The sequence below is a fragment of the Pedobacter sp. Leaf170 genome, from assembly GCF_920984665.1.
GTDB lineage: Bacteria > Bacteroidota > Bacteroidia > Sphingobacteriales > Sphingobacteriaceae > Pedobacter.
Window position 1 is genome coordinate 498089 of sequence record NZ_CAKLBP010000001.1, and the last position, 25530, is coordinate 523618.

The following is a 25530-nucleotide window of genomic DNA, read 5'->3' on the forward strand; positions in this document are numbered from 1 at the left end:
GGATGCGGGCTTTTCATTACTATCAGGGCTATTTAACTAAAGTTTGGTTATATTAGGAAAGGTTTTCAGGATTTATACAAAGCTGTGCAAAAGAAACTGAATACTGATGTTTCGAAAGCTTTATTATAAAATGCAATAGATGGCAGAGATTTTCAATCAGTTCAAAACAAAACTACAATGTATAAGCTGATTCTAAAAATACAGTTGTAAAAATCAAATGAATTGATATGATAGATAATTTACCTATATACATCTTTGTAGTATTCGGGCTAACTACAATCGCTACGTTACTGCTTTTTAGGTGGACAATAAGAAAATCAAATTCTGAATTGACACGAAAAAAAGCAATGCCAATTTTTATCGGCTTATCAATTTGGTTGGCACTTCAGGCGTTTTTAACTTTAATAAATATTTATAATGCTGATACAAACACATTTCCACCAAAAATTATGTTGATAGGGATTCTGCCCACAATTTTAACTATCATTTTATTATTTGTAACAACAAAAGGAAAACAATTTATTGACAGTTTGCCACTCAAAAACATCACATACCTAAACATTGTGAGAATACCAGTTGAAATAGTTTTGTATTGGCTTTTTATCAATAAAGCAATTCCAGAATTAATGACTTTTGAAGGCAGAAATTTTGATATTATTGCTGGTATTACTACACCAATAGTTGCATATTTCGGCTTTGCAAAAGTAAAACTGAATAGGCGAATAATTTTATTATGGAATTTTATTTGCCTTGGCCTCCTATTAAATATTGTTGTAAATGCACTTTTATCAGCACCCTCACCTATTCAAAAATTTGCTTTCGACCAGCCAAATATTGCAATTCTAAATTTTCCTTTTAGTTGGTTACCCACATTCATAGTCCCAATTGTTTTATTTGGGCATTTAACATCAATCAGGCAACTTATTAGAAATGTTAAATAAGATTAATTGTATTACTCGTATTATACCAAAACCCAACAACAAAATTTGCTGCGTTCGGGGATGGAAATTGAGCCAATTGAAGTATTAAACAGCAAAAAAATATAATTCACAAAAAAACGATTAATGCAGAGTAATCTCTCTAATAAATTAAAAATGTTTAGAATTTCAAAACCCATTAAGCGAATTTTAAATTTTGCTGGAGGAGTTTTTTTAGCCGGCATTCTATTATTTTTCGCCTTTTTGAAGTATCAAAACGGTTGGCGAGATATAAATAAAGCCGATAAATACGATGGAATAATTGAAAAGAAAGGCATTACGTCCTATCTAACATCAACTAGTGGGCGTTATAGGTCATCATTAACTAAAAAAGCCTTTTACCTAAAACTTACTGGACTTAATGAAACACTTGCAGTATACAATCCAGAACAGAACTACACATCCTTAAACACTAGCCTTTACATTGGTGATAAGATTAAAATCTTTTACAATCGTTCAAAATCCACAAATAATCTAAACCTGGAGATTTTTCAAATAGAAAAAAACAATAAATTAGTATTAAATCCTAAAGATTTTATAAAAAGAGAGCGAACGATATTTTTTCTAACACTAATTGGCGGAATTGCATTGATGATCTTAACATATTACCAAAATAAACAATTTAACTCCAAAATTAAGTAAGAGATAGTAGTACTAGGCATGCTAATAAATGTCTAATGTCAGAAAGATGTATTATAACAAATGAAAAAGATTAAGTTCTATATAGTTGCCCTAGCAATTTGCTTAACATCAGTTGTGAATGCCCAAAAGACCTACAATAATCTACTGAAAGATTTTGAAAGTCTTTCAGGAGATTGGAATGGCTCTTTAACTTACTTAGATTATTCAACTGGAAAACCTTATACTATGCCGGCAAACATTGTGGTTAAAAGGATTGGGAAAACCAACAAATTTAGTTTCGCTAACATTTATCCTAATGAAATGAATGCAAATTCAGTAGACACAATCATGATCTCTAAAGACGGGAAACTACTGAATGATGAGCTGGTAATATCACACAAGAGAATGTTAACAGGCAACACTGAAATCATTACTGAAAAAATGGGAACAGATGGAAATGAAAATAAACCTGCTACCATAAAGCACATATATACTGTTGGCAATAAGGTTTACAAAAAACAAAAGTATGTGAAATTTAATCCTGAAGATGAATGGATTAAAAGACACGAGTACGCTTATACTAGATAATATTACAATTTCGAGGGAAGCATGGAAGAATTATAAAGCATAAAGTAAAAAATTTAAATGAATGAAAATAATATGGAGATAAATAAAAATCAAAACTGCCCCACGCCTTTTATCCAAACTTATTTTCATGGCACAAAAGCCGATTTAACAATAGGTGAATTTATAACACCTGGCTTTAACTCTAACTTCGGCAAAAGAATAAATGCCAAATATATTTTTCTATCGGCCACTTTGGATGCAGCCATTTGGGGAGCAGAATTATCGATTGGAGATGGAAACGAAAGAATTTACCTTGTAGAACCAACCGGACCAATTGAAGATGATCCTGATTTAACGGACAAGAAATTTCCAGGTAATCCTACCAAATCTTATCGTTCAGAACATCCTTTTAAAGTAGTTGGGGAAGTGAGCAGTTGGCAAGGACATCCTATTGAGCAAGTAGAAACCATGAAGGAACATTTGCAAAAGTTGAAAGAACAAGGCATCGACTCGTTAAATGATTTATAAAGTTCAGTAATTTAAAATAATGAAAGTAATGATAACTGGCGTAACCGGAATGGTTGGCGAAGGAGTTTTATTAGAATGTTTAGAAAATATAGCGGTTGCCGAAATATTGGTGATTGGTAGAAAAAAATACAGCTCAGCACATCCGAAGCTAAGAGAATTGATTGTTAAGGATTTTGCTGAAATCAAAAACTATTCAGATATTCTGAAAGATTATGATGCTTGTTTTTTCTGTGCGGGCGTTAGTTCCGTAGGCGAAAATGAAGAAAGTTTTACCAAAAAGACTTACGATTTTGTAGTGCCTTTTGCCGAAACGCTTTCTGCAGTAAAACCTGATATGACTTTTATTTACGTATCTGGAAGTGGGACAGATAGTACCGAAAAAGGAAAAGTAATGTGGGCAAGAGTAAAAGGTAGAACTGAAAATGCCCTGCTTAAGCTGCCTTTTAAAAATCAATATAATTTTCGCCCTGCGATTATGAAAGGTACAAAAGGACAAAAAAATGTAAAGACAATTTACAAAATTTTGGGTCCATTAGTTTCGCCTTTTATCTCAGCAAAAACGCTAAAACTTGCTGAAGTTGGCAAAGCCATGATTAATGTGGTATCAAAAGGATATTCTAAAAATATTTTGGAAGTTGATGATATTATAAAATTGACACAATAGAATGGCTGACAGCAATATTGAAACTTTTTACCCAACAAGTAAAGCCGCCTGGCGAAAATGGTTAGTTAAGAATCACATTTCTTCTCAATCTGTTTGGTTAATTTGTTATAAAAAAAGTTCGGGCAAACCCACAATTTCCTGGGAAGAAGCTTTGTGTTTTGGCTGGATAGATAGCATCAGAAAAACGATTGACGAAGAAAAGTTTATTCAGTTTTTTAGTAAGAGGAAGCCCAATGGTACATGGTCTAAAATAAATAAGGATAAAATAGTTCAGTTAATTGAAAAAAAATTAATGACCGAAGCCGGTTTTGCAAGTATTCAGAAAGCAAAACAAAACGGTTCGTGGACAATTTTAGATGAAGTTGAACAATTAATTATCCCAAATGATTTGGAGGAAGCTTTCGCAAAATATCCAAACTCAAAAGCGTTTTATTTGAGCTTAAGTAAATCTACACGGAAAGCAATTTTACAGTGGATAGTTATGGCTAAACAATCTGAAACAAGACAAAAAAGAATCAAAGAAATTGCTGAACGAGCAAGCCAGAATCTCAAACCCAAACATTTGTAATTTAATATTTTGATTCCCGAACCTTGGTCTGTGTCTCCACAGACCGAAACATTATATAAATGGTCTCTGAGCACACAGACCAAAAGGCGGGAATCCTAAAGCGCTTTACATATCGCTTTAGGATTCCTAATTAAATTGGGAATGACGGCTATTCGAAAGATAATTAGCCTGATAAAAACAAATTTTTTTTTGAGACAGCCTCTTCTTCATTATTGAAAACTCGTCAATTACTTCCCTGTCTTCTCAATATCTCTATCCATTTCTGTTAAATCAACATCTTCAGGATTTGAAAAATCTCCGATAAGGTATTTATTAAAATGATCTGCCAATTTCCAGAAAGCATATTCCGTCATATCACCAAAGCCATGTCGCTGACCAGGAATAATTAAGAAATCAAAACGCTTTCCAGCCTTCATTAAAGCATTTGCAACACGAATACTATTAGCCGGATGAACATTATTATCAACATCGCCATGCATCAGCAATAAATGGCCTTTAAGGTTTTTAGCCAAATCGGGGTTTTTATCAATGCTATATTTAAAAGAAGTATCACCCTTTAAAGAAACAATTTCTTTTACGCCGTGATGCTTTTCACTCCACCAGCGATTGTAAATGCTGTTATCGTGATTCCCTGCGTTTGAAACCGCAACTTTAAAAAACTCCGGATAAACCAACATGGCCGCGGTGGACATAAAACCACCACCCGAGTGCCCGGTGATGCCTACTTTTGTTTCATCTATATAAGAATATTTTGAAGCCAACTGCTCAATTGCAGTTTTCTTATCAGCCAACCCATAATCGCGAAGGTTTCCATAACCATAAGTATGATACCATTTAGAACGAGATGGATTGCCACCACGGTTACCAACGGTAATTACAATGTATCCAAATTGAGCCAAACGCTCGGTACGATCCATACTTTTACTAAAGGCTTTGTTAACTGCCTCCGTTTGCGGACCTGGATATACATACTCGATAATTGGATATTTTTTCGTTGGGTCGAAATCAAATGGCTTGTACATTACACCATATAAATCGGTTATTCCATCATCGGCTTTTACTTTAAATGGTTCAGGAAATTTGTAACCGGCAGCCATTAATAAAGATAAATCGGTGGTTTCCAAATCCATTACTTTTCTACCGTTTTTATCGTAAACGCTGGATTTTGGCGCAGTATTAACCCTCGAGTAGTTATCAACAAAGAATGTATTGTTGTCATTCATGCTCGATGCATGATCAAAATCACCCGGGTTTAGCAATTTAAGATTTGAACCATCAAAATTGATACTGTATAGGTGTAAATAGTATGGATCTTCTTTAGCCTCTCTTCCATTTGCCGTGAAATATAAAACACGATTTTTCTCATCAATGTTTACGATGCTTTCGCAATGAAAAGAGCCCTTTGTAATTTGATTTTTGAGCTTTCCGCTTTCGTCAAAAAGGTAAAAATGTGCCCAGCCATCACGCTCACTCCAATGTATCAGTTCTTTTCCATCGTTTACTAAACCCGGACGGTTAACTTCAACATAAGTGTTAAAACGTTCATCAATTAAAGGGGTAACTTTTCCTGTTGCAATTTCTACCGTACCGATATCAATACGCTTTAAATCGCGACTTGTGCGAGAGAAGTACAACCTGCTATCGTTACCTAACCAAACCGATGGACGGAACTCATTATCGCGATCTTTAACTAAACTTGGTTTGCCCCAAACACCAATGGTTTGATCTTTAAAAGCCGAAAGATTTAGCTTTTTTGAAGTTTTCGCCCCAAAATCAAATAATAAGGTTTCATCCTTTGGTGCTTCAGCTTCGCCCGGCATTTGATATTTATAGGTTTCTAAAGTTGGGCGACCAGGTGTTACACTGTTAATTACCCATAAATCTTTAACCTTACGCGAATCGGTTCTATCTAAAACAAAATATTTAGAATTTGGCGACCAAAGCACATAAGCACCACGACGCTTTTTATTATTTTTTTCGTTCTCTACGTTATTTTCCCCATCGCCATCACTACCATAAGAATAAAATTTTACACCATCTTTAGTTAGCTGATGCTCTACAATAGTGCTGTCGTCTTCATTTTTAACTGCCTTTTTGTAATTCTCTTTATCCATCCAATACAAATTATAATTGCGAGAGAAGATAATTGCTGATGAATCTGGTGCTACCGAACCCCATTTGGGTTTGGGTTTTGGCTTAGTATAATTCGGTATTTCAGTTAATTTAGCTGTCGCTAAATCATATCTGAAAGAGAATATTTTCTTCTGCATCGAATCAGCAGCTTTTTTGTCTTTTCTATCCTGCTTCAATTCTTCGATGGTACTTTTAACCTCGAATGTGATGCTTTTTTCATCCGGAGAAAACTTAAACTCATCTAAAGGCAAGTGCTCGGCATCAAAAGGGTCGCGAACAATCAAAGTTATATCTGCAGCCAGCTTTGCATTATCAAAAATTTGTTTTTTAGTTTTTGGTGCCGGATCTACCAAATACCAGAATTTTCCTTTCGGATTTTCGAACGTGTACCAAAAACGATTACTTAGTTTAAGCCAATGCGGATCTACTGATGTAGAATAAACCATTTTTTTTAGTTTATTTGGCGAAAATCGCGATGCTAACTGATAATTTGCCTTTGGTTGTGGGGCAACATTTTCAGAAATAGTAAACGTTTTTGTTTGCGCAGCTACCGAAAAGGAAATTATTTGCGCAAAAAAAACTAGTTTGTAAAGTTTATTCATTAATTAGTTGATTTTTAGTGGCCAAAAATATTTATTAATAATAGAAAACTTAAAATTGATGTGTAATAAATGCGATAGTTACGCTCCTCTTGTATCAAATATTTATCAACACTGTAGGTTTTGATGTTAAATAGTTTGCAGTTTTTTTAGTTTTGTGATAAAAATCTAAAACATGAAATTCAAAATACTAACCATTATAACTGCCAGTGCAATTATAATGAGTAGCTGCCAATCAAAATCTCAAACAGAAGCTGATAAAAAAGCTGATTCTACAAATTTAACTGCTCAAACCGATAATGCTCCAGCCTCGACGGTTGATGTTTCAAAAATTAAAGTTGCAGATGCAAAAACCATTTTAGCAAGAAAACAAGTGCCAATTCTTTGCTATCATCAGGTAAGAAACTGGAAAGCTACTGATGGGAAAGTTGGTAAAGACTATATTGTGGAAATACAAAATTTTAAAGACCAGATGAAAATGTTAGCCGATAGTGGCTACCACACCATTTTGCCCGATCAGCTTTATGCCTATTTAAACACTGGTGCTGCCTTACCAAGCAAGCCAATTATGCTAACTTTTGATGATACAGATTTAGATCAGTTTACCATCGTAAATCCAACTCTTAAAAAACTTGGCTATAAAGCCGTTTATTTCATTATGACCGTCTCTATCGGTAAAAAAGGAAAATTTGTAGATTACATGAGTAGCGATCAGATAAAACAGCTTTCTGATGAAGGTAATGTTATCGGCTCGCATACCTACGACCATAAAAACTTTAAAAAATATGCTGGTAAAGATTGGGAAGAACAATTGGATAAGCCAACAAAAAGATTAGAAGAAATAACTGGTAAAAAAATGACAGAGTTTGCCTATCCGTTTGGTTTATGGAATGCAGAAGGAATTCCTGAATTAAAGAAACGCGGCTTTAGAATGGCTTATCAACTTTCTACTAAGCGTGACGAAAAAGACCCATTATTTACCATCCGCAGAATTATTGCTAGTGGTTACTGGAGTCCGAAAACACTTAGCAACAGCATTAAAAATAGTTTTTAGGTATGGGTTTATTTTCAGCATTGCTTGTTAACGCAGGCGCCGTTAATCAAGAACAATTAATAAAAGATTATAGTGGCTTGTTAATTGATGGTGAACAAATTGAACTTGGCTTCAAATTGATTAGAGATACTTTTATTTTCACCAATAAGCGCTTAATTTTAATTGATAAACAGGGTATTACAGGGAATAAGACCGAGTATAAAAGCATAATTTATAAAGCCATAAGCCGGTTTAGCATAGAAACTGCCGGAACTTTTGATTTAGATGCTGAATTGAAAATATGGGTATCGAGCGAAACGCTGCCCAGCATAAAAAAGCAATTTAATAAATCTGTAAATGTATATGATGTACAAAAAATACTTGCTCACCATGTACTTAAATAAAAGTTTTCAATTATTCATCTTTGCTTCTTTGATAGTTTTGGCATCATGCAATGCAGATTCTAAAAGTAAAGGTACAAACCAAAATGCAGCAGCCGTAAGCAGCAATAAAACAGATACAGCAAAGCAAGAACCTGCTGACGCCAAAACTATTTTAGCCAGAAGAGAGGTTCCCGTTTTATGCTATCATCAAATTAGAAATAATATCGCCAGCGATAGCAAAAGAGCGCATGATGATATTATTGCACCTGATAAATTTAGAGAACATATAAAAATGTTAGCAGATAGCGGCTATCATTCTGTTTTACCAGATCAGCTTTACGATTATCTCGTTTATGGAAAAAAACTTCCTGAGAAGCCAATCATGATAACATTTGATGATACTGACGAAGATCAATTTACAGTTGGTAACTCCACCTTAAAAAAACATGGTTTTAAAGGTGTTTATTTTATTATGACGGTTTCTATTGGCAGAAAAGGGCGCATTAATTACATGACGAAAGAACAAATTAAGCAATTATCTGATGAAGGAAATACAATAGCAAGTCATACTTACGACCATAAAAATTTCGCCCAGTTTAAAGATGAAGATTGGAAAGCCCAAATTGATGAGCCAACTAAAAAATTAGCACAAATTACAGGTAAAAAGGTAGAGTATTTTGCATATCCGTATGGAGTTTACAAAGCTGCCAACTTACCAAAATTAAAAGAGCATGGCTTTAAAGCCGCTTTTATTTTATCTACAGCGAGAGATGAAAATTATCCCTTGTACACTATCAGAAGAATAATTGACCCGGGAAGATACACCGCTAAAAATTTATATTACAGCATCAATAAAAGTTTTAATAAAACAAAAGCTAAATCATAACTGTAGCTTTAACAGAAAAACATCATCCACTATTCTTTTTATATGAAAAACATAATTTACCTAAGCCTTTTTGGTCTTTTGCTCATTTCTGCTTGTAACAACACTAAAAGTGATGAAAAAAGCGAAGCGAAAGATTCAATTGAGGTTACTAATAAAGAACTAAGTGCAACATTTTATAAAAGATTAGAAGGTACAATTGATGGAAAACCGGTTGTAATGCATTTACAAAAAGTGGATGATGATTACAGCGGTGTATATTCTTATAAAAGTTCGTGGTTAAATCTTTCTACCGATACACTTATTGGTAAGGATAGTGTGATTTTATTTGAAAATGGATTTTACGATTACTACTTTGATAAGGATGCTCAGCAAACTACCTTAAGTTTAAAATGGACTGGGAATGGCTTTAATGGAACCTGGAAAAATGACAAGGGCAATAAAAGTTTCCCGGTTACTTTAATCGAAAAATATCCGGAAGGTAGTTATCAGTTTACTGCCAACATTTATCAGGATTCGATAAAGGCAATGGTAAATGATGAAAAATCTCCTTATGCAAAAATCAGTTTTGAATATCTAAAACCTGTAAATAATGATGTTGAAAGCACGTGGTTAGATAGTCAGTTAAAGAAAATTTTTGGAAACGAAATGGCACAAACTGATAGAGCAATCGGATTTAAAAAAATAACGAGTGCCTATTTTGATGATTATAAAGCACAAATAAAAGACCAGCAACAAAGCAGCAAAGATAGAGGTTTTCTGCAGTGGATGAATTATACAAACAACAGCCAGCAATCTATTGCTTACAACGATAATCATTTTGTAGTGATTGATTTTTTAGCAGATGCATATACAGGCGGTGCACATGGAAACTATGGTAGCACGATGTTTTGCTTTGATGTAAAGAATAAAAAGCAAATGGTTTTGAGTGATATTGTCAAGATTGATTCGAATACCCTGCAAAAAATAGTCGAGAAAAATCTGCGTAAAAACTATAACATTAAAACTGGTGAACAATTGAACAGCGTATTATTTGATAATTTTATAAAGCCTAATAAAAACTTCTACTTTAACGCTAATGGATTGGCATTTATGTATAATCCATACGAAGTTGCAAGTTACGCACAAGGACAAATTGTAGTTTTCATTCCTTATTCGGATTTAAAAGGTTATTTAACTCCGTCATTTACCGAGCGGATGAAAATTCAGTAATTTTTAATTACAATACTGATGCCGGGCTCGTTCCTAAATCTGAACCACCTTATGCATCTAAGCTCAATTTCGTTTTGATGAACTTGTTTCAGCATCTTAATACAAATTCAATTCCATGGTCTTGTCTTCACAAACCATTTGTATATTGAGGTATTTGTGTTTCGACAGGCTCAACATGACAATCGAACGGAGTGTTGGGCAAATCGAATTCCATGGTTTGTGTTTTTACAAACAATTTGTATATTGAGGTATTTGTGTTTCGACAGGCTCAACATGACAACTGAACGGAGTGTTGTGCAAATCGAATTCCATGGTTTGTGTCTTCACAAACCATTTGTAGAATGCTGTGTTTCAATATTCAGGTAAAAGAAAACATTCAGCTACTTGTGTTTCGACAGGCTCAACATGACAACTGAACGGAGTGTTGCGCAAATCGAATTCCATGGTTTGTGTCTTCAAATACCATTTGTAGAATGCGGTGTTTCAATATCCAGGTAAAAGAAAACATTCAGCTACTTGTGTTTCGACAGGCTCAACATGACAACTGAACGGAGTGTTGCGCAAATCTTAAAAAATATCCTTAATCAAATACTTTTTCCCGTTGAAGTTTAGTTCCTCACCTACTTTTTTGCCAATAAATAGTTTTCCAATTGGTGCGGCCTGAGATACGGCAAAAAAGGTCTGTTCGTTGGCTTTTAATTCTCCTGCACTAATGCTGATGTAGAAATTACCTGCAGTTGTCATCACCAAGCTGCCATTCTTTACTTCTTTAGCAGCATCTACATTTTCAATTTGTTGCAAAGCTATTTTTTGTTGTCCGGCTTCGTAAAGTAGTTTACTGTTTCTATCCATTTCCTGCTGCATCATTTCGCGGGTGGTTTCATATTTATCTCCGGCACTACTTTTAGTATCATCGTTTGATGCCTGCCGAGCTTGCTGCATAGAATATTCAATATTTTCTATTCTATTTTGAATAAAAGTTAAGCAGAGTTGATACAATTGAGATTTTAATGCAGACATGGTTTTGATGGAAAATTTAAGATGGAAAATGGATAAGGAAATAGACAAGTCGTCAATGCGAGGCACAGCTTGCCCCGACAATTCGAGGAAGCAATCTTAATGCTTTTTAAACTAACCTAATATTTCATAATTAAGCTGCTTTGCTCACAATGACAGAGAATAAAATCACTCTTCAATCCAATTTACCTTTTCTTCAATGGATGTACGATTAGGCGCCCAGGGTTTTTCATTATGATAACCCATATAGAATAAACCAATACACTTTTCATTTTCTTTCAATCCTAAGAAATCGCCTAAATCATGAATTAACGGTGGCGAACTCCAGTAAGCCCCAACTTTTAAACTTTCGGCGGTTAAAGCCATGTTCTGTACTGCACAAGAAACTGCAGCAAGTTCTTCCCATTCAGGTATTTTACCACTAACAGCCATATTTATTGCAATTACACAATCTGCCTGACTAGTTTTTTCGGCAAAACTATCATATTTCTTCTGTAGAAAATTTTGAGGAGAAACTAAATCTTTATATAATCTTCCAAGCTCTGCTCCCAGCTTTGCCAAACCAGCCTTTCTGATAACTGTAAATCGCCATGGCTGCGTTAATTTGTGTGTAGGTGCATAATTTGCAGTTTCCAAAATCTGATTAATAACCTCAACAGTGATTTCTTTTTTAATATAACTAGCCTGAAAAATACTGCGACGTTCTTTTATAACTTGTGATACAATATCGTAATTACTCATGCTGTAAATATAAGGTAAAAGGCGAAAGGATTAACGTGTAAGGCTATTAGGTCGTAAATATTTGACTTTTTAATGTCTTCACACTTTTAACTTTCAACTTTTTACTTTCAAACTTCAACTTTTAACTTTAAGCCTTCTAAAGCTGAGGAAATCAAAACAAACGCGGTTCCTAAAATTTAGTTATTAAATATCCACAATGTGAACTTAGAACATCCATTTCTAAAATTTATTTGGATGTATCGAATTTTCTTGAAGGTATGTTTGCCTCAACAAGACATCAAAAAAAAGAAAACAATATAAATTTATTGAGGTTGCTTAACTACAGATGAGTGTAACGCTCATTTATTTTTAGATGCTTAATTATCCCCGCGAAATCAAAATTTTATGAATACAAACCCTACTCAAGTTTCCATTTTGCTTGAAAGTTTTAAAAAAAACCTCGATTTAAGAATCGAAAAGCTCAAACTTCAGACTATATCCAAAGCATCCAGGCTTGGTGCAGATTTGATCACTAACTCACTATTATTTGTTTTTGCATTGCTTGCATTTTTCTTCGCTTCCTTAACTTTTGGATTTTTAATATCAGAACTTACATCGAATTATGTTATTGGTTTTGGTAGTTTAACTGGTTTTTACATTTTAATTGCGCTTTTGGTTGGCATTTTTAAAAGCCGATTTATTGAACCGCAACTCATCAATTTCACCATCCGTAAATATTTAAGAAAACATTATGAGCGTTCAGCAAATTAACCGCCGTATTATGGATATTGACAAGCTGGAGGTTGAAATAGATGTACTAAACCGCAGCATTGAAGCCAGCAATTTGGAAATTATTATCCAGGCTAAAAACCTAATAAATTACATACCGGGTGGTTTAAGCGATGCTATTTCTAAAAGCCCGGTTGAAAGTAAGCTCGATTCGACTTCAGATATAGGAGGTAAATTTGTTCCTGAAATTGTATCTGAATTACTAGGTAAAACAGCATTCAAAAAAACTGGATTTATAAAACGTTTTCTATTGAAAAAAGCTTCAAAGCTTGCCATGGCGAAGTTAACGAAGCCAGAAAAAACGATTAAAAAACATAAAAATCTCAACGCTTTAACGCAACCTTTAAAAATTGAACAAACGCAATCTGATAGTTGGATTGGAGATTTTGAGCAGGAAGAAAAGGAAGAAAAAACTGAAAAATCCGTACATCAGAAACTAAATTTTAAAGGTATTTTAGGTGTTTTGAAGGCTGCCTTCGGCGGATTTTCAGATCATAAAGTGACTAAACTTAGTGGTTCACTTGCTTATTACACCGTATTTTCGATGGCACCTTTAATGGTTGTAGTTATTGCCTTAATGAGTATATTTCTAAGTCGCGAAGCAGCTGAAGGTCAGGTATATTTGCAATTAAAGGGGTTTTTAGGTGTCGCAGCGGCTAAGCAGGTACAAGATTTAATAAAAAATGCTGCCATAAGTGGAAATGGAACTATTGCTTTTACTATTGGTGTAATTACGCTTCTGCTTGGGGCAACATCCGTTTTTGCCGACATTCAGGATTCCATCAATTCTATTTGGGGCATTAAACCAAAACCTAAACGCGGCTGGTTAAAACTACTACAAAATCGTTTCCTTTCCTTTTCCGTTATCATTAGTTTAGGATTTTTATTACTGGTTTCCTTAGGTATTTCAGCTTTGCTGGATGGATTTAGTTCGAGATTACAGGCACAATTTTCTCAGATTTCTGTAGTTGTATTTTACATTTTAAATATGGCACTAAATTTTGTGGTTATCTCTTCAATTTTTGCAGTTATTTTCAAAGTATTGCCTGATGCAAATATTCGCTGGCGTGACGTTATGTGGGGAGCGATAGTTACTGCCATGCTATTTATGCTCGGTAAAGTTGGTATTTCTGTTTACATTTCTAAAACAGATGTGGGTGGCGCATTTGGTGCAACCGGCTCTTTAGTTGTACTTTTGGTTTGGACATATTACTCTTCTATCATACTTTATTTTGGTGCAGAGTTTACTAAAGCATACGCACTAGTGTATGGTGCAGAAATACATCCGGATTCGCACGCAGTATCCATAAAAGAAATAGAAGTAGAACAAGGGCAGCAATCTTTGCAAGCTGTTCATGGGCAAAAGTCCGCTAAGAAAAAGTAAAATTAGGTATGGGAAAAAAGTTCATGTTAAAATTGTTGTTTGCGCTAATATGTTCGTTTATATCTTTAAATAGTTTCGCCTGGCAGAATGATAAAAATGGCTTAGCTGAAACTGATTCTGTTAAAGCAATGCCCGATACGCTGCTTTTCCGCATACAAGCTGCACAAGCTGCTATAACAGAAATTAATGCAGCCAACAAAAGAGGTTACGATTTACAAAGTTTTCAAAAACGAATTGAAGCCATAAAAAGCGATATTTCACCATTGAAAGCAGCGTTTGCAGCCAAGGGCGAACAACCCGATGCGAAAAGCCTGATGAGCTATGAATTAATTTTAAAAGATGCTGATTTAAAGCTGAAAGCAATTAATAGCATATTGGCAAAAAGTAGCAACGAGCTGCAAAAAATGACTGACCAAGTGCTTCGACTAAGTGAAGATTCTTTATTAAAAACCGGAGTATCAGCACAAGACGAAAAGATCTTATATGCCTCGCAAATTAACGATATACGCAGGCGCTTACAGGAATCTGGCAAACTAACGGGATTAAATCTCGATTCGGTAAACAGATTACTAGCCAGTAGTTCTGAGCTAGGTATTTTAGTTAATGATTTACGCACACAGGCAGATGATCGGTTAACACAATCTGGAAAATTAGCCTGGAGCAAGCAAGAGCCATACCTTTGGGAAGCCCCGTTTTTTAACCCAAGTGTGGCTCCAACCGGTAATTTAATAATAGCCGCCTATCAAGGTCAACAGCAAATTCTTAAATATTTTATTAACAGTACATGGGATAACCGTTTTCTTGCAATCCTTATCGCAACAGCCTTTTTTATATGGGTACATCGTAATTTCCGGAGTTCAAAGCGTGTTTCGGTTAAGCGTAAAATTGGCGAACTGCATTTCGAATACCTTCGCCCCTATCCAATATTGGCTACTTTTATTGTGCTTTTTAGCATCACGCCATTATTTGAGCCAGCATCTCCCTCACTATACATGGAGCTGATTTCTTTGCTTTTGCTGCTTACCATTACCCTACACTTATGGAAAATACTGGAACCAAGGCAACTGCGTTTCTGGCTGATAATTATTGCTTTGTATATCCTGCTGATATTAGGCAACGGAGCAGTTGATGAAGCCTGGCCATTAAGGCTGGTTATGGTTTGCATTAATACTTTTTTTATTTGGATTGGTTTGCGAATGATGAAAAAAACCACTTTTCGCGAATTTTCTAAACGTCACGTTCGTTTTGCTTTGTGGACATTGGTGCTGTTAAATATTTTTTCGGTTTTTGCCAATCTTTTTGGTCGGGTAGATATGGCCAAAATACTTGGTGTTACAGGTGTCATCGGACTTATTCAATTGATAGGATTAGCCGTTTTTATGCAAACAATGCTTGATGCTTTTGAATTGCAAATGAAAATCAGCGCTTGCAATAAAGGTTTCTTTTCACGCATCAACCCAATAAAATCAAAAGCCAAAGTCAAAAAGTTGCTGGCCTTTTTATGTCTGATTATCTGGTTGATGGTTTTATTTATCAACCTGAGTGTTTTTGGAGGACTTTGGGATTGGGTTGCTACAGTATTAGCCCAACCCAGAGCATTTGGTAGTATCCATTTTACACTGGGGAATATTGTGTTTTTTGTGGCTATTGTTTATGGCGCAGCCAAACTTCAAAAATCTGTTCCAATGTTATTTGGAGAAGAAAAAATAACTTTCGATGAATCCAGCGGACATAAAAGCTCAAAAGTTGCGCTGGTTCGCCTGGTCATAATCATCATCGGTGTGCTATTGGCCGTTACAGCTTCAGGTTTACCCATGGATAAACTAACGGTTGTGCTTGGGGCATTTGGTGTTGGTATAGGTTTGGGTATGCAGAATATTGTGAACAATTTTGTTTCAGGCATCATCTTGATTTTTGAAAAGCCTTTCCGCATTGGCGATTATGTTGAGCTAGCCGATAAAAAAGGTAAGGTTAGGGATATTGGCATTCGTTCTAGTAAACTACTTACGCCGCAAGGCTCAGAAGTGATTATTCCAAATGGAGATTTGCTTTCTGGCAGATTGGTAAATTGGACACTCAGCAATGATTATATCAAAACCGAACTCCTTTTCAAGGTTTCTGCTGAGGCGGATTTAAAACAGTTGGAGAAAATTATTGGCGATATTGTATCCGAAAATGATTCAGCAATAAAAAAATTGCCTCCGGAGGTTTTGCTCAATAGCGTTGCAGCCGATGTGATGGAAATTAAAGTATTGGCCTGGATAAGCAGCATTTATGTTGAAGCCGATTTTAAAAGCGTATTCTTTCAGCAATTACTGATAAAAATGCGTGATGATGGAATAAAGCTAATGTAAATTACATGTGTTTAGAATCAGTTACCAAATTTCCGTAATCCAAATCATCAATAGATAAGTATTAGAACACAAAAAACCAATTCACTTGTAGAATGAGTGCATAAGCACCGTTAATTAAAAAGGTAATCAGGCTTTGCATTAAATTATGCATTAATCTTAAAGTTCCATACCTAAAAATAAAATATTTGGAAGGTGACAACACAGTTTATCACATATAAAAGCTGATTTGAGACCCTTAAACCAATGTTTCGGTTAAAAAGCGTGACAAATATCACTTCCAATTTGTGTTATTTGACTTCGTTTCTCGTGGCTTCTTCTGCCCACCTTTGTTCAAGGCACTTCGCTATGTAGGTGCCACTTTTTTTGAACCATAAGAAACGTTATTAATATGAAAACACAAATTAGTAAAACAGATCCTATTTATTATCAGGATGCAAGCTCGTTGGCAGAATTAATCCGCAGCCGTGAGCTATCTCCGGTAGAAGTTGTTAAAGCACACCTAGAACGTATTGAGGCTTTAAATCCAGACATCAATGCAATTGTTACTGTTGCGGGAAATGCTTTACAGGTTGCTAAAGATGCAGAAGCAGCCATTATGAGAGGAGATAAAATTGGCCCTTTACATGGTGTGCCTTTCACGGTAAAAGATTCAATAGATACCGCAAATGTACTAACCCAACGCGGTTCGCCAATTTTTAAAGGACGCACACCAGAACAAGATGCAACCAGCGTTGCCCGAATGAAAAGCGCTGGCGGAATATTGCTTGCTAAAACCAATCTGCCAGAATTTTCTTATTGGATAGAAAGCGACAACTTACTTAGTGGCAGGTCGAACAACCCCTGGGATTTAAGCCGTACGCCTGGTGGCTCAAGTGGTGGTGAATCAGCTGCAATCGCAGCGGGCATGTCGCCTTTGGGTTTAGGTACTGACCTCGCCATTTCCGTGCGTGGACCTGCAGCTCAAACAGGTATTGTCTCACTTAAAGCTTCGCATGGCAGTGTACCTATGACAGGTATTTGGCCAAGAGAACCACGACGTTTCTGGCATGTTGGACCTATGGCTCGCAGTATACGCGATTTGAAACTTGCTTTTTCTATACTTTCAGGACCTGATGGACATGATGCTTTTGCTAGCAGTACAGTTCGATGTGATGCTGACACGAGTGACTCAGCCGCTCGCAAACTTCGTATAGGATGGATGGTTGGACCAGGTTTTGGCCCGGTTGACCCTGAGGTAGTGAATACGGTGAAAGCAGCAGCTGATGCTTTAAAAAACCTTGGTCTTTCCGTTGAGCAAGTAAACATTCCTGCGCTCGAACGAGATTTTGCACTTGATGTTTTCAATAAACTACATGTAATGGAAATGAAAGAAGCATTTAGGATAGCTACTGCAGGTCGTAGCGAAGATGAACTTTATAAAATGGCAAAAACTATGCTTTCTCTACCCGACACCTCAATGAAAGACTATATTGAAGCTGAACAGGCTGCTGAACGGATTAGAGATGGCTTTGCAGAATACTTTCAAAAATATGATGTGTTGCTTACCCACGTGTTGCCTATTCCAGCACACGAGCATGGCGTAAGCGAGTTTGTTATTGATGGACAACAGGTTGACGCCACCTATCTTCAAGGTGCTACCGTGCCGCTAAACATCGCCGGTTTACCTGGAATTGCTATGCGTTTTGGCACCAGTAAAGAAGGATTACCAATAGCTGTACAACTTGTTGGAAGTTGGTTGGCAGAATCTACCATTCTAAACGTTGCCTCTTTACTGGAAAGCGTTAGTCAAGTTAATAATCTTCATCCAATAGCATAAGTAAAAGTGGGTGAATCATACATCATGATCACCCACTTTTATTTCTTTTTGGTAAACTCTTTTCTAATACGGCTTAGCGTTTCTCTTGAGATGCCTAAATAAGAAGCTACCATGTGCAAAGGAACTTTGTTAAATACACTTGGATAGGTTTTTTGAAATTCAAGGTATTTTTCTTCCGCTGAACCACTGATAAGAGCGTAAATGCGATGCTGGCTTGTTTCATAACTACGAGCCAAAAGTTTCTCATAAAAAAGCCTTAGCGACGGTATGGAGGCCAATAATTCGTTCCAGTTTTCTTTCGTCCAGATAATTACTGAACTGGCCGCTAAGGCTTCAATGTTGTTTAGCGAAGGTGTTCCATTATTATAGCTTTCCTGGTCACTTATCCACCAGTTTTCTACCCCAAATCGTAACGTATGGTCGGTTCCATCTTTGCCAAATCTATAAAGCCGGAAACAGCCTGAGGCAATAAAACAGTTTATCTTCCATACCTCTCCATCATGCAAAATCGATTGCCATTTGCGTAAATTTTTCTCTGTACTCGCTGCCCGGATAATGTTCAATTCTTTATCAGATATTTCTACCCATCCACGTAAATAATTTTCAAAAACTTCAAACATGCTTAAAGGTAAGTAACTAAGAATAAAAATTTATGTAATTGATTGTAATGAAAGTTTTCTTATTTCACCAGAACGATAAAAATTATGATAAGTTTGGTGTGACCTCTACTAATTCTTCCCTTTCAAAATCAAGAAATAATCAGGGGGTTCCAAAAAGCAATATGATTATAAAATAAATAGGGATCCTGTTGGGGATCCCTATTAAAAAAATGTACCCAGCGCCGGAGTCGAACCGGCACGGTTTCCCACAGGTGTTTGAGACCAGCGCGTCTACCAATTCCGCCAGCTGGGCATGTGTTGGACGGGGTTGCAAATGTATATAACCCCTGGCTAAATCACAAAATTATTTTAAAATAGTCTGTAAAACACTTATTATATGCCATTTGCGTTTTCAGGGTGCTCGTCTTTAAGCTTTTTATCAACAATAAATGGAGCAAATGGAAGTAATGATGCTAGAAAAATCAATGCCGCTTTACCAAATTTCCATTTTTGTTCTTGCCAGGCTAAAACTAACGTTGCACAGTAAAGTACAAATAATAAACCATGGGCCCATCCTGTGTATTTTACATACAAGGGCAAGTTTGCAAAATATTTTAATGGCATGGCTACAAATAATAGAAGGAGATAAGAAATACCTTCTAAAACAGCAACTTTTCTAAAGATGGAAAGAGAACTCATGTATCTGATTGTTTAGTTCTAAAATAAGCCAAAGCTGAGCATCGTCAAAAACTAAATCATGATTTTACAATACGGTGTTATTGAAATTTGATGGAAACTGAATAACCTTGCTAAATCTTCGGTAATTTTTCTCTGATTCTGGCGATATACTTTTGACGATAGAAAATGTCTTTTATTTCATTCAACAAACTGTCAGATTCAGCAGGCGATTCATCAAATTGACTGATAAGTTTTTCCAGCTCTTCATCTAATTTTCTTTCTATTGAGATAACATCTGCATTTACTTGCCGCAATTTTTCGGCATCCGGCTCAAATTCTAAATCCATCAATGCTTCATTAACGTCCATCATATCCATTAAAAATGACTGAGGTAATTGATAAGCTTCTTCAGGTTGAACAACATTCTTCAATTCCAGAACGTATTTGAGTGTTTTATTTCGGTTGTTAAGCGTTTGATAGGCTTTATTATTTAATGTAGATAAATCCAGAACCTCTTGTTGCTTTTCTTCAGATTGGTTTGCATAAAAATCTGGATGAAACTTTTTGCTAAGTGCGTAAAACTTAGATTTTACAAGGTTCAAATCTGGTTTAAAAGAAACGGGCAGTTCGTAAAAATCGAAATAATTCATGGAAGATAGATTGCTGATAAACAAAAGTGAGGCTAAGGCTGAGGTTAATCCTCAATCTTAGCCTCATCTTTAAAATATATGTGTTTTACTTACCGAATATTTTTAAAATATCATTACCGAAAGCAAATACCATTAAGCTAATCAAAATTACAAAGCCTGCAATCTGTGCCTTTTCAAGCACTTTCTCGCTAACTGGCTTGCGTTGTATCATTTCGATTAAAAGAAACACTACGTGACCACCATCTAAACCCGGAATAGGCAACAAATTCATAAATGCAAGCGCCATTGAGATTAATCCGGTTAAAGTCCAGAATTTAACCCAATCGAAAGTACTACCGTAAACTTTTGCAATACCAATCGGACTGCTAATATTACGGGCACTAACTTTACCGGTAATCATCTTGCCGATGCCTTTAGCATTGTCCATAAAAGTACTCCAGGCCATATTTGCACCAATAGGAAGTGCAGCCATAAAGGTATAATTAATGGTTTTGCGTTTAATTTCATTAAAGTTTCCGTAAAAACCAATGGCACCAGCCGTATCTACTGCTACATTAAGTTTCAGCGGTTTTCCTGCCCTATCAATATCAACAGCGACAGTTTTACCCTTCTTTTTTAGTGTAATCGGCTTAATTTCATCCTGATAGGTAACCGGAATTCCATCTACTGCGGTAATTTTATCACCTACTTTCATCCCGGCTTTTACGGCGCCATAACCAGGCAGCAAACTATCTGCAATACTTTTTAAACGCGGCTCTGCAAATAAGCTTTTACCATCTGCAACTTTATTCAGAAAATCATCAGGTACTTTTATTTCAAGGGTTTTATCGCCGCGGATAACCGTTAAAAGTGTGTTACCCATCAAAACTTTAGAACTTTTAAGCTCTTCAAAGCGGATAACTTTATTGCCATTTATAGCAAGAATTTTATCACCGTTTTTTAAACCGATATCAGATGCGACTTTACCAACCTGAATACCATTTACAACCGCACTATTTGGGGTAAAGGTTTCACCATACTTGAAAGTTAGCATCCAAAAGATGATGATACCTACAATAACGTTCACAATAATACCGCCTAACATTACAATTAAACGTTGCCAAGCTGGTTTCGAGCGAAATTCCCAGGGTTGAGCTGGCTGAGCCATTTGCTCAGTGTCCATGCTTTCATCAATCATTCCGGCAATTTTTACATAACCGCCCAAAGGCAACCATCCCACACCATATTCAACATCTCCTTTTTTAAAGCTGAAGAGTTTAAATCCCCAGGCATCAAAAAACAGATAAAATTTTTCTACTTTGATTCCAAACGCCCTTGCCGCCAAAAAATGTCCTAATTCGTGTAGTATTACCAATATAGACAATCCAAGCAACAGCTGTCCCGCCATTATCAATCCATTCATATGCTATTATAAAGTTTTTATGTTAGATGTTAGAATATACTTTTTGTTACTAATTCGGCCGCTAAGATACGGCTATGTTTGTCAGTTTCTAAATAATCGTTCAATTGTGGTTTTTCAATGAAATTGATATCACTCATACACCGCTCTATCACATCACTCATTTCAAGGAAACCTATTTTATCATTCAAAAATGCCTCTACAACTATTTCATTAGCTGCATTTAAAATACAAGGCATATTTCCACCCTTTTTTAATGAAGCAAATGCTAAACCTAAATTTTTGAAGGTTTTTATATCAGCTTGCTGAAAGCTAAAATTTGGGTAATCCAAAAAATTAAAACGTTTAAAATTGTTTTTTAGCCTATCAGGATAATTTATAGCGTACTGAATTGGCAATTTCATATCCGGCACGCCCATTTGTGCTTTCATAGAGCCATCCGTAAACTGCACAATAGAATGAATAATAGATTGAGGATGAACGATGACATCAATCTGGTCTATATTTAAATTAAATAGCCATTTCGCCTCAATTACTTCCAGGCCTTTATTCATCAAACTTGCCGAGTCGATGGTAATTTTAGCCCCCATTACCCAGTTGGGGTGTTTTAAAGCCTGCTCTTTTTTAACAGATGAAAGAAAATCCTTATCCTTCCCTAAAAAAGGTCCGCCAGAAGCCGTCAGATAAATCTTTTCAATTTCATTTTGCTCCTCGCCTACTAAACATTGAAATATTGCAGAATGCTCAGAATCAACAGGAAGGATTTTAACGTTATGCTTAGCGGCTAATTGCGTTACCAGTTCTCCAGCCACAACCAATGTCTCTTTATTGGCTAAAGCGATATTTTTGCCCGCTTCAATGGCTGCGATTGTTGGTTTTAAACCCACCGAGCCCATCAATGCAGTTAATACGATTTCACCTTTCGGATAAACCGCAGCTTCAGTTAAAGCTGCCTCTCCGGCTAAAACTTTAATATCGAATGATGATAATTCGTTTTTAACCTCCAGATATTTAGTTTCATCGCAAATCACAACAACTTCTGGCTTAAACTCCTTAGCCTGCTGAATAAGCAATGCTGAATTTTTAAGCGCAGATAGTACAGTTACTCTAAAAATATCCGGATTATCTCGAACAACCTCAAGCGCCTGCGTACCGATACTCCCTGTAGAGCCTAATATGATTATGTTTTTCAAATTTTAAATTCTTTTTTGCCTTTTTTTGGCACTTTATATTTGCTATCGCGTTTACAATTGGCTAAGCCTAAGCTATGTTTCTCCGTTAAACGTTAATCGGTCTAACAAATTTTTCGGTATGCACAGGCAAATCCTAAGCACTTTCTTTAATAGAAAAATTTAAAGCCGACACTTTTGTTTTTTCACTGCTATATATTTTTTCATCGGTTTTCAAGCTTGCTTCGCAGGTCTTTTTGGTGCCAAAAGAAAAAAGCCTGTCTGACCAAGACGAATAAGAGATTGCTTCATTCCTTGCAATAACGTGAATCTTAGATAACATACCTCGTCAAGTCATCCGCCAACTTCCTATCATTGCTCAACCTCGGCACTTTATTCTGTCCACCCAATTTCCCTTCACTTTTCATATAATTAACAAAAGCATCTTTTTGCAACGACCGAATGATTAATGGTTGCAAAATCTTTCCCTCAATTAGGTCAAAATAGTAAATATTTTTCTTCTGCAAAGTTTCATCTACTTTCTTACTAAATGCTGCCAAATCTTTCGGCGGATTAGAAAATTCTACAAACCACTCGTGGTAAGGCAATTCACCCTCATTCGGGTTAACCTGTGGCGCAACCGTAAATTCTGTAATCTCTACCTGTTGCTCATTTGCTACACTTAAAAGCGCATGTTCAACTTCTTCGCCAATTACATGTTCGCCAAAGGCAGAAATAAAATGTTTAATGCGCCCGGTTACAACAATTTTATAAGGATTTTTAGATACAAACTTTACCGTATCACCAATACTATATCCCCATAAGCCTGCATTTGTATTCAAAATTAAAGCATAATTGGTATATAATTCAATTTCACCTAGCGATAATCGCGTTGGATTCTCGTTGTGGTATTCATGAGCAGGAATAAATTCGTAAAATATGCCGGCATCTGCTAAAAGCAACAAACCTTTATCTTGTTGCGAATCCTGATAAGCTATAAATCCTTCGGAAGCCGGATAGGTTTCAATAGAATCTATTTTTTTGCCGATACTTTGCTCTATTTTAGCACGATAAGGCTCAAAGTTAACACCACCGTAAATAAACAAGCTAAAATTTTTAAAAATATCTTTAATTTTTTGGCCACTGGCTTTTTCACTTAACTTATCAAAATACATCTGCACCCATGGCGGAATACCGGAAATCAAGGTCATGTTCTCCTGAATGGTTTCATTTACAATGGCTTCTACCTTTTGCTCCCAATCTTCGATACAATTCGTTTCGTATGATGGTAATCTGTTTTTTTGAAGATAGCCTGGCACGTGGTGCGCCACAATTCCTGATAAACGACCAACATTTACGCCATTTTTCAAAGTTAAAACCGGGCTTCCCTGTAAAAAAATCATTTTTCCATTAACAAAATCGGCTTTGCCAGTTTCATTAATGTAGGTTAAAATAGCATTTCTAGCAGCTTTAATATGCTCTGGCATAGATTCTTTAGACAGCGGAATGTACTTCACACCAGATGTTGTACCAGATGTTTTAGCAAAATAGAGCGGTTTACCCGGCCATAATACATTTTCATCACCCGCTACAACCCTATCAATATAAGGTTTTAATGCTTCGTAATCTCTTATCGGAACGCATTGTTTAAAATCTGTATAATTTTTAATAGAAGAAAACTGATGATCTTTTCCAAAATCTGTTTTTTCAGCTTGAGCTACTAATTTCGAGAGTGTATTTTTTTGAGCTTCAACGGCATTATTTTTCCATTTGTTTACCTGCCAAACTACGAAGGCTGCAAAGGGCTTACTTAATGCTGCTTTTAATCCCATATTTTAATGATTGACCTATTGGATGATTAAATGATAGAATGACTTTGTTGCTCTTAAACAATATTGTGCAAAATATCGGGATGTTCATCGCCCTTATATTCGCTGGAGATTTTACGATATGCAACCGTTAGTGCAACGCTGGAAAGCGGAACAATAATAAATGAACTTAATATATTTACAATAAACGCAACAATTGGCCACTGTAAATAGTTCAATAACAGATAAATTAAATACCCTCCACCCAAAATAACTAAAAGCAATAATATTTTAGTGAAATTACCTTTCGTAGTGGCCAGGCTCAGCTTAATAGATTCGAAAGGCTTTGCATTCTTGTCTATAATAAAAAACGGAAAGAAAGAAATCCTTAACCAGGTAATAAAGATTGCAACGATACCAACCGAAATTGCCACATTTTTAACGATTTCTATATTAATACCGGTATAGATAAATGGAAAGGCGACTAAAATCACAACCAAATAAACGCCTAAAATACAACCTACAAAATAAAGTGTCGCAACTAAAAATCTGATAATCTGTTGCCTTGTTGGTATGGTATCTACAATTTTCACATCATTCAATTCATCATCCATTAAATGGAAAATATATTTGAATAATGATAAGTTGATAGTAAAATAAAGCATGATGAAAATGCAAACCATTAAAAAGCTTAATATTTTGCTTACATCTTTGATAAAAAATGCCATTAAACTTGATGCGCTGGCGGTAATAAACATCAGAAAGCATAAGGTTGCAATAGAAAAATAATGCTTCCTGGTGATGTTCCAAGCCTTTTGGATTACATCGTTAACGGCAAAGGTGCTTTCTTTTAAATAATTTATCATTTTAGTTTTTTAGTTGGTTTGTTGTTTCGTTTTTTAAATGTTCATTTCCAAACCTAATACTTTCTACTTTACACTTTCCACCTTCTACTCTCCACTTTCCACCTTCTACTTTC

General features: G+C 35.7%; 24 protein-coding genes and 1 tRNA gene. 14 read left to right on the top strand and 11 right to left on the bottom strand.

The features are described 5' to 3' along the window. Positions 1-227 precede the first annotated feature (227 nt). The 6 genes from LUA90_RS02260 (at position 228) to LUA90_RS02285 (ending at position 3925) form a co-directional block, all read left to right on the top strand. Entirely contained in the window at positions 228-941 is a 714-nt protein-coding gene (locus tag LUA90_RS02260; protein ID WP_231489947.1) for a hypothetical protein, read from the top strand. Between the two features lie 153 nt (positions 942-1094). Further along, positions 1095-1619, top strand: a complete 525-nt coding sequence (locus tag LUA90_RS02265) for a hypothetical protein (protein ID WP_231489948.1) — start codon at positions 1095-1097, stop codon at positions 1617-1619. A 60-nt stretch (positions 1620-1679) separates the two neighbouring features. Then, positions 1680-2186, top strand: a complete 507-nt coding sequence (locus tag LUA90_RS02270) for a hypothetical protein (protein WP_231489949.1) — start codon at positions 1680-1682, stop codon at positions 2184-2186. Positions 2187-2258: 72 nt separating this feature from the next. Further along, positions 2259-2693 (top strand): NAD(+)--rifampin ADP-ribosyltransferase, encoded by a 435-nt coding sequence (gene arr, locus LUA90_RS02275; protein ID WP_304622669.1) that lies wholly within the window; start codon positions 2259-2261, stop codon positions 2691-2693. 19 nt (positions 2694-2712) lie between these two features. Next, positions 2713-3357 (top strand): NAD-dependent epimerase/dehydratase family protein, encoded by a 645-nt coding sequence (locus tag LUA90_RS02280; RefSeq protein ID WP_231489951.1) that lies wholly within the window; start codon positions 2713-2715, stop codon positions 3355-3357. Position 3358: 1 nt separating this feature from the next. Beyond that, on the top strand, positions 3359-3925 hold the full coding sequence (locus LUA90_RS02285; protein WP_231489952.1) for a YdeI family protein: 567 nt from the start codon (positions 3359-3361) through the stop codon (positions 3923-3925). 227 nt (positions 3926-4152) lie between these two features. Here the strand turns inward: LUA90_RS02285 and LUA90_RS02290 are convergent, their stop codons facing one another. Further along, a complete protein-coding gene (locus LUA90_RS02290) occupies positions 4153-6660 on the bottom strand; it encodes a DPP IV N-terminal domain-containing protein (protein WP_231489953.1) in 2508 nt (835 codons plus the stop codon). A 172-nt stretch (positions 6661-6832) separates the two neighbouring features. Here LUA90_RS02290 and LUA90_RS02295 point away from each other — a divergent pair, with 172 nt between their 5' ends. The 4 genes from LUA90_RS02295 to LUA90_RS02310 are packed head-to-tail and all read left to right on the top strand — an operon-like array spanning position 6833 to position 10168. Next, positions 6833-7711, top strand: a complete 879-nt coding sequence (locus LUA90_RS02295; protein WP_231489954.1) for a polysaccharide deacetylase family protein — start codon at positions 6833-6835, stop codon at positions 7709-7711. Between the two features lie 2 nt (positions 7712-7713). Continuing rightward, positions 7714-8094 (top strand): PH domain-containing protein, encoded by a 381-nt coding sequence (locus LUA90_RS02300; protein WP_231489955.1) that lies wholly within the window; start codon positions 7714-7716, stop codon positions 8092-8094. Further along, the gene (locus LUA90_RS02305; protein ID WP_231489956.1) at positions 8081-8959 is read left to right on the top strand and encodes a polysaccharide deacetylase family protein; all 879 of its coding nucleotides are present in this window, start codon (positions 8081-8083) and stop codon (positions 8957-8959) included. The genes LUA90_RS02300 and LUA90_RS02305 overlap by 14 nt, the downstream gene beginning before the upstream one ends. Positions 8960-9001: 42 nt before the next feature. Continuing rightward, positions 9002-10168, top strand: a complete 1167-nt coding sequence (locus LUA90_RS02310; protein ID WP_231489957.1) for a DUF3298 and DUF4163 domain-containing protein — start codon at positions 9002-9004, stop codon at positions 10166-10168. Positions 10169-10735: 567 nt separating this feature from the next. Here LUA90_RS02310 and LUA90_RS02315 read toward each other — a convergent pair. Together LUA90_RS02315 and LUA90_RS02320 are read right to left on the bottom strand one after the other, a co-directional pair. Next, complete coding sequence (locus tag LUA90_RS02315; RefSeq protein WP_231459969.1) at positions 10736-11188, bottom strand: 3-oxoacyl-ACP synthase; 453 nt, start codon at positions 11186-11188, stop codon at positions 10736-10738. A gap of 165 nt (positions 11189-11353) precedes the next feature. Beyond that, a complete protein-coding gene (locus tag LUA90_RS02320) occupies positions 11354-11926 on the bottom strand; it encodes a nitroreductase (RefSeq protein WP_231489958.1) in 573 nt (190 codons plus the stop codon). 384 nt (positions 11927-12310) lie between these two features. Here LUA90_RS02320 and LUA90_RS02325 point away from each other — a divergent pair, with 384 nt between their 5' ends. From LUA90_RS02325 to LUA90_RS02340, 4 genes are all read left to right on the top strand, one after another. Beyond that, entirely contained in the window at positions 12311-12676 is a 366-nt protein-coding gene (locus tag LUA90_RS02325; protein WP_231489959.1) for a hypothetical protein, read from the top strand. Next, positions 12657-14078 carry a YihY/virulence factor BrkB family protein gene (locus tag LUA90_RS02330; RefSeq protein ID WP_231489960.1) on the top strand — a complete coding sequence of 474 codons (1422 nt, stop codon included), beginning with the start codon at positions 12657-12659 and terminating at the stop codon, positions 14076-14078. Before LUA90_RS02325 ends, LUA90_RS02330 begins: the two co-directional genes overlap by 20 nt. An 8-nt stretch (positions 14079-14086) precedes the next feature. After that, positions 14087-16432: a mechanosensitive ion channel family protein gene (locus LUA90_RS02335; protein ID WP_231489961.1), complete on the top strand. Its 2346-nt coding sequence runs from the start codon at positions 14087-14089 to the stop codon at positions 16430-16432. A gap of 388 nt (positions 16433-16820) precedes the next feature. Continuing rightward, on the top strand, positions 16821-18248 hold the full coding sequence (locus tag LUA90_RS02340) for an amidase (RefSeq protein WP_231489962.1): 1428 nt from the start codon (positions 16821-16823) through the stop codon (positions 18246-18248). A 38-nt stretch (positions 18249-18286) separates the two neighbouring features. On the opposite strand, the gene LUA90_RS02345 is transcribed toward LUA90_RS02340, so the two are convergent. The 8 genes from LUA90_RS02345 to LUA90_RS02380 all read right to left on the bottom strand — a co-directional run bounded on the left by LUA90_RS02345 (position 18287) and on the right by LUA90_RS02380 (position 25417). After that, the gene (locus LUA90_RS02345; RefSeq protein WP_231489963.1) at positions 18287-18868 is read right to left on the bottom strand and encodes a Crp/Fnr family transcriptional regulator; all 582 of its coding nucleotides are present in this window, start codon (positions 18866-18868) and stop codon (positions 18287-18289) included. 212 nt (positions 18869-19080) lie between these two features. Continuing rightward, positions 19081-19160 (bottom strand) — tRNA-Leu (locus tag LUA90_RS02350). Positions 19161-19240: 80 nt separating this feature from the next. Then, the gene (locus LUA90_RS02355) at positions 19241-19546 is read right to left on the bottom strand and encodes a DUF3817 domain-containing protein (RefSeq protein ID WP_231489964.1); all 306 of its coding nucleotides are present in this window, start codon (positions 19544-19546) and stop codon (positions 19241-19243) included. Between the two features lie 110 nt (positions 19547-19656). Next, complete coding sequence (locus LUA90_RS02360; protein ID WP_231489965.1) at positions 19657-20175, bottom strand: iron-sulfur cluster co-chaperone HscB C-terminal domain-containing protein; 519 nt, start codon at positions 20173-20175, stop codon at positions 19657-19659. 85 nt (positions 20176-20260) lie between these two features. Then, the gene (gene rseP / locus LUA90_RS02365) at positions 20261-21577 is read right to left on the bottom strand and encodes an RIP metalloprotease RseP (RefSeq protein WP_231489966.1); all 1317 of its coding nucleotides are present in this window, start codon (positions 21575-21577) and stop codon (positions 20261-20263) included. 29 nt (positions 21578-21606) lie between these two features. Then, the gene (locus LUA90_RS02370) at positions 21607-22767 is read right to left on the bottom strand and encodes a 1-deoxy-D-xylulose-5-phosphate reductoisomerase (protein WP_231489967.1); all 1161 of its coding nucleotides are present in this window, start codon (positions 22765-22767) and stop codon (positions 21607-21609) included. Between the two features lie 308 nt (positions 22768-23075). After that, positions 23076-24575, bottom strand: a complete 1500-nt coding sequence (locus LUA90_RS02375; protein ID WP_231489968.1) for a GH3 auxin-responsive promoter family protein — start codon at positions 24573-24575, stop codon at positions 23076-23078. A 53-nt stretch (positions 24576-24628) separates the two neighbouring features. After that, a complete protein-coding gene (locus LUA90_RS02380) occupies positions 24629-25417 on the bottom strand; it encodes a hypothetical protein (protein WP_231465611.1) in 789 nt (262 codons plus the stop codon). Positions 25418-25530 lie beyond the last annotated feature (113 nt).

What these genes read in the sequence shown, in the direction of transcription:
- LUA90_RS02260 (WP_231489947.1), top strand. Translation starts at nt 228, where the DNA reads ATGATAGATAATTTACCTATATACATCTTTGTAGTATTCGGGCTAACT.
- LUA90_RS02265 (WP_231489948.1), top strand. Translation starts at nt 1,095, where the DNA reads ATGTTTAGAATTTCAAAACCCATTAAGCGAATTTTAAATTTTGCTGGA.
- LUA90_RS02270 (WP_231489949.1), top strand. Translation starts at nt 1,680, where the DNA reads ATGAAAAAGATTAAGTTCTATATAGTTGCCCTAGCAATTTGCTTAACA.
- arr (WP_304622669.1), top strand. Translation starts at nt 2,259, where the DNA reads ATGGAGATAAATAAAAATCAAAACTGCCCCACGCCTTTTATCCAAACT.
- LUA90_RS02280 (WP_231489951.1), top strand. Translation starts at nt 2,713, where the DNA reads ATGAAAGTAATGATAACTGGCGTAACCGGAATGGTTGGCGAAGGAGTT.
- LUA90_RS02285 (WP_231489952.1), top strand. Translation starts at nt 3,359, where the DNA reads ATGGCTGACAGCAATATTGAAACTTTTTACCCAACAAGTAAAGCCGCC.
- LUA90_RS02290 (WP_231489953.1), bottom strand. Translation starts at nt 6,660, where the DNA reads ATGAATAAACTTTACAAACTAGTTTTTTTTGCGCAAATAATTTCCTTT.
- LUA90_RS02295 (WP_231489954.1), top strand. Translation starts at nt 6,833, where the DNA reads ATGAAATTCAAAATACTAACCATTATAACTGCCAGTGCAATTATAATG.
- LUA90_RS02300 (WP_231489955.1), top strand. Translation starts at nt 7,714, where the DNA reads ATGGGTTTATTTTCAGCATTGCTTGTTAACGCAGGCGCCGTTAATCAA.
- LUA90_RS02305 (WP_231489956.1), top strand. Translation starts at nt 8,081, where the DNA reads ATGTACTTAAATAAAAGTTTTCAATTATTCATCTTTGCTTCTTTGATA.
- LUA90_RS02310 (WP_231489957.1), top strand. Translation starts at nt 9,002, where the DNA reads ATGAAAAACATAATTTACCTAAGCCTTTTTGGTCTTTTGCTCATTTCT.
- LUA90_RS02315 (WP_231459969.1), bottom strand. Translation starts at nt 11,188, where the DNA reads ATGTCTGCATTAAAATCTCAATTGTATCAACTCTGCTTAACTTTTATT.
- LUA90_RS02320 (WP_231489958.1), bottom strand. Translation starts at nt 11,926, where the DNA reads ATGAGTAATTACGATATTGTATCACAAGTTATAAAAGAACGTCGCAGT.
- LUA90_RS02325 (WP_231489959.1), top strand. Translation starts at nt 12,311, where the DNA reads ATGAATACAAACCCTACTCAAGTTTCCATTTTGCTTGAAAGTTTTAAA.
- LUA90_RS02330 (WP_231489960.1), top strand. Translation starts at nt 12,657, where the DNA reads ATGAGCGTTCAGCAAATTAACCGCCGTATTATGGATATTGACAAGCTG.
- LUA90_RS02335 (WP_231489961.1), top strand. Translation starts at nt 14,087, where the DNA reads ATGGGAAAAAAGTTCATGTTAAAATTGTTGTTTGCGCTAATATGTTCG.
- LUA90_RS02340 (WP_231489962.1), top strand. Translation starts at nt 16,821, where the DNA reads ATGAAAACACAAATTAGTAAAACAGATCCTATTTATTATCAGGATGCA.
- LUA90_RS02345 (WP_231489963.1), bottom strand. Translation starts at nt 18,868, where the DNA reads ATGTTTGAAGTTTTTGAAAATTATTTACGTGGATGGGTAGAAATATCT.
- LUA90_RS02355 (WP_231489964.1), bottom strand. Translation starts at nt 19,546, where the DNA reads ATGAGTTCTCTTTCCATCTTTAGAAAAGTTGCTGTTTTAGAAGGTATT.
- LUA90_RS02360 (WP_231489965.1), bottom strand. Translation starts at nt 20,175, where the DNA reads ATGAATTATTTCGATTTTTACGAACTGCCCGTTTCTTTTAAACCAGAT.
- rseP (WP_231489966.1), bottom strand. Translation starts at nt 21,577, where the DNA reads ATGAATGGATTGATAATGGCGGGACAGCTGTTGCTTGGATTGTCTATA.
- LUA90_RS02375 (WP_231489968.1), bottom strand. Translation starts at nt 24,575, where the DNA reads ATGGGATTAAAAGCAGCATTAAGTAAGCCCTTTGCAGCCTTCGTAGTT.
- LUA90_RS02380 (WP_231465611.1), bottom strand. Translation starts at nt 25,417, where the DNA reads ATGATAAATTATTTAAAAGAAAGCACCTTTGCCGTTAACGATGTAATC.